The organism is Ramlibacter sp., from assembly GCF_035706265.1.
Taxonomy (GTDB): Bacteria; Pseudomonadota; Gammaproteobacteria; order Burkholderiales; family Burkholderiaceae_C; genus Ramlibacter.
Window position 1 is genome coordinate 1 of the sequence record NZ_DASSVG010000731.1, and the last position, 6,504, is coordinate 6,504.

At 69.5% G+C, this 6,504-nt stretch carries 7 protein-coding genes; 5 read left to right on the plus strand and 2 right to left on the minus strand.

The genetic code is table 11. The features are described from left to right. Together VFM98_RS26105 and tsaD are read right to left on the minus strand one after the other, a co-directional pair. On the minus strand, window positions 1-501 hold a 501-nt coding region (locus tag VFM98_RS26105), incomplete at its 3' end, for a class I SAM-dependent methyltransferase (protein WP_325112800.1). Window positions 502-593: 92 nt separating this feature from the next. Beyond that, a complete protein-coding gene (gene tsaD / locus VFM98_RS26110; RefSeq protein WP_325112801.1) occupies window positions 594-1,628 on the minus strand; it encodes a tRNA (adenosine(37)-N6)-threonylcarbamoyltransferase complex transferase subunit TsaD in 1,035 nt (344 codons plus the stop codon). A 45-nt stretch (window positions 1,629-1,673) separates the two neighbouring features. On the opposite strand from tsaD, the gene VFM98_RS26115 reads away from it, so the two are divergent. The 5 genes from VFM98_RS26115 to VFM98_RS26135 form a co-directional block, all read left to right on the plus strand. After that, complete coding sequence (locus VFM98_RS26115; protein WP_325112802.1) at window positions 1,674-2,888, plus strand: nitrate- and nitrite sensing domain-containing protein; 1,215 nt, start codon at window positions 1,674-1,676, stop codon at window positions 2,886-2,888. Window positions 2,889-3,122: 234 nt separating this feature from the next. Further along, window positions 3,123-4,424, plus strand: coding sequence for a CmpA/NrtA family ABC transporter substrate-binding protein (locus tag VFM98_RS26120; protein ID WP_325112803.1), 1,302 nt, complete (start codon window positions 3,123-3,125; stop codon window positions 4,422-4,424). Between the two features lie 45 nt (window positions 4,425-4,469). Beyond that, window positions 4,470-5,333, plus strand: coding sequence for a nitrate ABC transporter permease (gene ntrB, locus VFM98_RS26125; RefSeq protein WP_325112804.1), 864 nt, complete (start codon window positions 4,470-4,472; stop codon window positions 5,331-5,333). Between the two features lie 10 nt (window positions 5,334-5,343). Then, complete coding sequence (locus VFM98_RS26130; RefSeq protein WP_414709091.1) at window positions 5,344-6,189, plus strand: ABC transporter ATP-binding protein; 846 nt, start codon at window positions 5,344-5,346, stop codon at window positions 6,187-6,189. Continuing rightward, a partial coding sequence (locus VFM98_RS26135; protein WP_325112805.1) for an FAD-dependent oxidoreductase occupies window positions 6,186-6,504 on the plus strand: 319 nt, incomplete at its 3' end. The genes VFM98_RS26130 and VFM98_RS26135, both read left to right, overlap by 4 nt.

A 6,504-nucleotide genomic window follows, 5' to 3' on the forward strand; every position in this document is an offset into this window, starting at 1 on the left:
CATGTGCGAGGCGAAGGGCGGGCCGCCGGTGCGGTATTCGAGCTGCCTGGGCGTGTAGCCTTGCAGCACCACCCGGCCGCCCGGCTTGAGGCATTCGATGATGCCGCGGAAGATGCGCGCGCGCAGCTCCGGGTGGGCGAACTGGATGAAGATGGCGATCACGCCGTCGTAGATGCTCTTGGGCCACTGCAGCGAATCGATGTCGGCCACCGCGAAGTTCACCTTCACGCCGGTGATGCGGGCGAAGTCGCGCGCCTTGCGCACGCCCACTTCCGAGATGTCGAAGGCATCGACCGTCAGGCCCTGCTGCGCCAGCCACACGCTGTTGCGCCCTTCCCCGTCGGCCAGCGAGAGCACGCGCTCGCCCGCCTCCCACAGCCAGGCGTGGTCGTGCAGCCAGGCATTGGGCTCGGTGCCGAACAGGTAGCCCGTTTCGGAGAAGCGCCGGTTCCAGGTGCCGGCGGGATCTTCGAAGGCAGGGGGCGTCGCCGAATCGCTCATATGTTTTTCATCTTAGGCAAGGCTTCCTGTCGCGGCGCTTGCAGGAAACCCGCGCTCCGCCCGACGGCAGAGCTTCGGTGCGGCCCCGCCGCTCAGGCGGCCAGGGCCTGCAGGGGCCAGCGCGGCTTGACGTCGAAGGCGTAGGCGGCGCTCGCCTGCTGCACCCCGGCCTGCAGCCGCATGGCGGCCGCCAGGGCGATCATCGCCCCGTTGTCGGTGCACAGCGACAGCTCGGGATAGTGCACGCGCACCCCGCGCCGGGCGCAGGCCGCGTCGAGGTGCTCGCGCAGGCGCCGGTTGGCGCCCACGCCGCCGGCCACCACGATGCGCTCCAGGCCGCTGCGATCCAGCGCCATCAGCGATTTTCTTACGAGCACTTCCACGATCGCCGCTTCGGTGGACGCGGCCAGGTCGGCCTTTCGGGCCTCGAGCGCGTCGCCCAGCTTGTGCACCTGCGTGAGCACGGCCGTCTTCAGGCCGGCGAAGGAGAAGTCGAGGTCGCCGCTGTGCAGCAGCGGGCGCGGCAGCTTGAAGGCGGCGGGATCGCCCTGCTGCGCGAGCCGCGAGAGGGCCGGCCCGCCGGGATAGCCCAGCCCCAGCAGCTTGGCCGACTTGTCGAAGGCCTCGCCGGCCGCATCGTCGATGGTCTCGCCCAGCATCTCGTAGCGGCCCACGCCTTCGACCAGCATCAACTGCGTGTGGCCGCCGGAGACCAGCAGCGCGACGAAGGGGAATTCGGGCGGATCCTGGCTGAGGAAGGGCGACAGCAGGTGCCCTTCCAGGTGGTGCACGCCGAGCACCGGCTTGCGCAGGGCGGCGCCCAGCGCGCACGCCACGCCCGCGCCCACCAGCAGTGCGCCGGCCAGGCCCGGGCCGCGCGTGTAGGCCACCACGTCCAGCTCCGGCAGGCCGCGCTGCGCCTGCCCCAGCACCTCCTGCGCAAGCGGCAGCACGCGGCGGATGTGGTCGCGGCTGGCGAGCTCCGGCACCACGCCGCCATAGGCCTGGTGCATCTCGATCTGGCTGTGCAGCGCGTGCGCGAGCAGGCGCGGCACGCCGACGCCCGCGGCCTGCACCAGCGCGACGCCGGTCTCGTCGCAGGAGGATTCGATGCCCAGGACCAACATGAGGGCGAGTCTACCTGCGGCACGCTTGTTGCTGTGGTCGTGGGGATGAAATCCGCAACCAGCTTCCTCCTGGCCGCGCGCCAGTGCGAGATCGCCGAACTCGAGGAGCTCGCCCGCACCAGCGAGCTCGTGGGCGTGATCGGCCGCTTCGTCCATGCCCTGCAGCGCGAGCGCGGCATCTGCAACGTCTTCCTCGGCTCGCACGGCCGCCGCTTCGCGGCGCAGCGGCTGCGGCAGGTGGAGGAATGCAGCCAGGTCGAGGGCGAGGTGCGCGCGCAGCTCGAGGCGCTGGAGACCGGAAGCCGTTGCGTGCGCAACGGCTCGCGCCTGTTCAGCCGCGTCGCCATGGTGCTGCATGCGCTGGACGGCCTGCCCGCGCTGCGCGCGCGCGTCGCGCGGCAGGCGCTGTCCGCGCGCGACGCCACCGCGGCCTACGTGAAGCTCGTGACGGGGCTGCTGGGCGTGGTGTTCGAGGCGGCCGACAGCGCCACCGATCCCAAGGTGTCGCGCGCGCTGGTCGCCCTCTTCAACTTCATGCAGGGCAAGGAACTCGCCGGCCAGGAGCGCGCCCTGGGGGCGGGCGTGTTCGCCGCCGGCTTCATCGACGCCTCGGGGCAGCAGCAATGGCGCCACCTGATCGAGTCGCAGGAGACCTGCTTCCAGGTGTTCGCCGATTTCGCGGACGCCGAGGTGCTGCGCGCCGAGCGGGCCAGCCGCGAGCCGGCGGTGCTGGCCGAAGTGGAGCGGCTGCGGCGCCTCGGCGGCAGCACGCGGCGCGAGCTGGACCCGAACCTGAGCCAGGCCTGGTACGACTGGGCCACGCGCCGGATCGACGCGATGCGGGCGGTGGAGGACGTGTTGGCGCGCCACCTGCGCGAACTGTGCGAGGCGCGCATCGCGCAGGCGCGCTCCGAGCTGCGCGACCAGAGCGCAATGCTGGCCGCGCTGGCGAGCGATCCCGCGGCAGGGCCCGGTGGCAGCTTCGGCCCGCACCTGGAACGCTCGATCCTGGACCTGCTGCAGGAGCAGTCGCGCCGGCTGCAGCAGATGGGCGACGAGCTCGATGCGGTGCGCGCCTCGCTCAACGAGCGCAAGGTGGTGGAGCGCGCCAAGGGCCTGCTGATGGCGCACCGGCAGCTGTCGGAGGACGATGCGTACAAGGCGCTGCGCCAGATGGCGATGAACCAGAACCGCCGCATCGTCGATGTCGCCGAGGCCGTGCTGTCCCTGGCCGAAGTGCTGCCGGGTGCGTCGGACTGAGGGCATGGCGCACAACGAAGGTGCGCGGCGCCCCCTTGCGAGGCGGCCGAAGGCCGGAACATCCCCCGAGACCGTGGCACGCCTCCTGCTAACACGGAGATCGAGCGGGCGCCAACGACGGCGCGCGGCACAACCCGAATCCCTGGACAACGGCGTCCATCCCTGCGTGCGCGCGAGCCACGCGGTGCGATGGGCGCCGTTTCCTTTTTGTCTTTCGCAACCTTGGAGCCAACGATGCAAAGCAACACCAACACGATCTCCCGCCGGTCCGTCATCAAGGGGGCCGCCGCGCTGGGCGGCGCCGGCCTCGCGGGCGCCTTCCCCGGCATCGTGATGGCCCAGGGCAATGCGCCGGAAACCAGGGCGGCCAAGCTCGGCTTCATCGCCCTCACCGACGCCGCACCGCTGTTCGTGGCCGACGAGAAGGGCTTCTTCAGGAAGCACGGCATGACCGAGGTGGAGGTGCTGAAGCAGTCCTCCTGGGGCACGACGCGCGACAACCTGGTGCTGGGCTCGAAGAGCAACGGCATCGACGGCGCGCACATCCTCACGCCCATGCCCTACCTGATCACGACGGGCGCCGTCACCGCCAACAACGTGCAGGTGCCGATCCACATCCTCGCGCGGCTGAACCTGGGCGGCCAGTGCATCTCGGTAGGCAACGAGTACAAGGACCTCAAGGTCGGCGTCGACACCCGCGAGTTCAGGAAGGCGCTGCTGGCCAAGCGGGTGAAGACCGGCAAGGCGGTCAATGCCGCCATGACCTTCCCCGGCGGCACCCACGACCTGTGGATCCGCTACTGGATGGCCGCGGGCGGCGTGGACCCGAACCGCGACATCAACACCATCGTGGTGCCGCCGGCCCAGATGGTGGCCAACATGAAGGTGGGCAGCATGGACACCTTCTGCGTCTGCGAGCCCTGGAACCTGCAGCTCATTCACCAGAAGATCGGCTACACGGCGGTCACCACCAGCGAGCTCTGGATGAACCATCCGGAGAAGGCCTTCGCCATGCGCGCCGACTACGTGCAGGCCAACCCGAACAGCACCAAGGCGCTGCTGAAGGCCGTCATGGAAGCGCAGATGTACTGCGAGGACCCGAAGAACCGCGCCGAGGTTGCCGAGATCTGCTCGCGCCGGCGCTGGATCAACGCGCCGCTCGCGGACATCGTCGACCGCATGAAGGGCGACTTCGACTACGGCACCGGCCGCGTCGAGTCCGACAGCAAGTTCCAGATGCGCTACTGGAAGGACCACGCCAGCTATCCCTTCCAGAGCCACGACCTCTGGTTCCTCACCGAGAACATCCGCTGGGGCTACCTGCCGCCCAACATCGACACCAGGGCGCTGATCGCCAGGGTGAACCGCGAGGACCTGTGGCGCGCGGCGGCGAAGGAACTCGGTGTCGCAGCCAGGGACATCCCCGCCTCCACCTCGCGCGGGGTGGAGAAGTTCTTCGATGGCAAGGTGTTCGACCCGGCCAACCCGAAGAAGTACCTCGACTCGCTCGAGATCAAGAACCTCAAGGCGGCCTGAGACATGGGCGCCGCCATCTCCTTCCCGACGAAAAAGGCCTCCGCCATGGACAAGACGGAAACCATCCCGGCGCTGCCGCTCGCGGCGCCCGCCGCGCCCGGCGCCCTGCGCGCATGGACCACCGGCGCGCTGAAGGGCTTCATGACCCACGTGCTGCCGCCGCTGCTGATCCTCGCCGTGCTGCTGGCGGTGTGGCAGGCGCTCGGTTCGCGCCCCGGCGCCGCCCTGCCCGCCCCCAGCAAGGTGGTGCAGGACACCTGGGACCTGATCGCCCACCCCTGGTACGACCACGGCGGCAACGACGTGGGCATCGCCTGGCAGCTGCTCGCCAGCCTCGAGCGCGTGGCCTACGGCTACGCGCTGGCGGTGGTGGCGGGCGTGAGCCTCGGCGTGCTGGTGGGGCAGTCGACCTGGGCCCTGCGCGGGCTCGATCCGCTGTTCCAGGTGCTACGCACGGTGCCGCCGCTCGCCTGGCTGCCGATCTCGCTGGCCGGCTTCCGCGACGGCCACCCTTCGGCGATCTTCGTCATCTTCATCACCTCGATCTGGCCGATCATCATCAACACCTCGATCGGCATCCGCAACATCCCGGAGGACTACCGCAACGTCGCCAAGGTGATCCGGCTGAACGGCTTCGAATACTTCGCCCGGATCATGCTGCCGGCGGCGGCGCCCTTCATCTTCTCGGGGCTGCGCATCGGCGTGGGCCTGTCGTGGCTGGCGATCATCGCCGCGGAGATGCTGATCGGCGGCGTGGGCATCGGCTTCTTCATCTGGGACGCGTGGAACTCCTCGCGCATCAGCGACATCATCCTGGCGCTCGTCTACGTCGGCCTGGTGGGCTTCGCCCTGGACCGCATCGTCGCCGCCATCGGCCGCAAGGTCACCCGCGGCACCTCCGCCGCCTGAGGACACCGTCATGAGCAAAGCCTATCTCTCGCTCTCCCAGGTCGACATGACCTTCCCCGGCCCGAACGGCGGCAACCCCGTGCTCAAGGGTATCGACCTGGACGTGCAGCGCGGCGAGTACATCTCGCTGATCGGGCACTCGGGCTGCGGCAAGTCCACCGTCCTGAACATCGTGGCCGGCCTGCTGAAGGCCTCCCGCGGCGGCGTGCTGCTGGACAACCGCGAGGTCAACGCGCCCGGCCCCGACCGCGCCGTGGTGTTCCAGAACCACTCGCTCTTGCCCTGGCTGACGGTCTACCAGAACGTGGAGATCGCGGTCGACAAGATCTTCCGCGACAGCCGCACGCCGGCCGAACGCAGGGAGTGGATCCTGCACAACCTCGCCATGGTCAACATGTCGCACGCGCTGGACCGCCTGCCCTCGCAGATCTCCGGCGGCATGAAGCAGCGCGTGGGCATCGCCCGGGCGCTGGCCATGGAGCCCAAGGTGCTGCTGCTCGACGAGCCCTTCGGCGCCCTCGACGCGCTGACGCGCGCGCACCTGCAGGACGAAGTGATCCGCATCCAGTCCGAGCTGGGGAACACGGTGATGATGATCACCCACGACGTCGACGAGGCGGTGCTGATGTCGGACCGGGTGGTGATGATGACCAACGGCCCGGCGGCCACCATCGGGCAGGTGATGGAGGTGCCGCTCGCGCGTCCGCGCAACCGCATCGAACTGGCCGAGGACAAGGCCTACAACCATTGCCGGCAGGAGATCCTGTCCTTCCTGTACGAGAAGCAGCGCAAGGTGGAGCCGCTGGCCGCCCGCGCGGCCGCCTCCTTCGGCCGGAAAGGCAAGGTGGCGGCATGAAGAAGACCAGGCTCGTGATGGTCGGCAACGGCATGGCCGGCGTGCGCACGCTCGAGGAATTGCTGAAGATTCAGCCCGAGCTGCACGAGATCGCGGTGTTCGGCGCCGAGCCGCACCCCAACTACAACCGCATCCTGCTGTCGCCCGTGCTGGCGGGCGAACAGACGCTGGACGAGATCGTCCTGAACTCCTGGGACTGGTACGAGCAGAACCGCATCCGCCTGCACGCCGGCAGGAAGGTGGTGCAGATCGACCGCGTGAAGCGCGTGGTGCGCGCCGAGGACGGCACCGAGGAGGCCTACGACCGGCTGCTGC

What these genes read in the sequence shown, in the direction of transcription:
- VFM98_RS26130 (WP_414709091.1), top strand. Translation starts at nt 5,344, where the DNA reads ATGAGCAAAGCCTATCTCTCGCTCTCCCAGGTCGACATGACCTTCCCC.
- VFM98_RS26115 (WP_325112802.1), top strand. Translation starts at nt 1,674, where the DNA reads ATGAAATCCGCAACCAGCTTCCTCCTGGCCGCGCGCCAGTGCGAGATC.
- ntrB (WP_325112804.1), top strand. Translation starts at nt 4,470, where the DNA reads ATGGACAAGACGGAAACCATCCCGGCGCTGCCGCTCGCGGCGCCCGCC.
- VFM98_RS26120 (WP_325112803.1), top strand. Translation starts at nt 3,123, where the DNA reads ATGCAAAGCAACACCAACACGATCTCCCGCCGGTCCGTCATCAAGGGG.
- tsaD (WP_325112801.1), bottom strand. Translation starts at nt 1,628, where the DNA reads ATGTTGGTCCTGGGCATCGAATCCTCCTGCGACGAGACCGGCGTCGCG.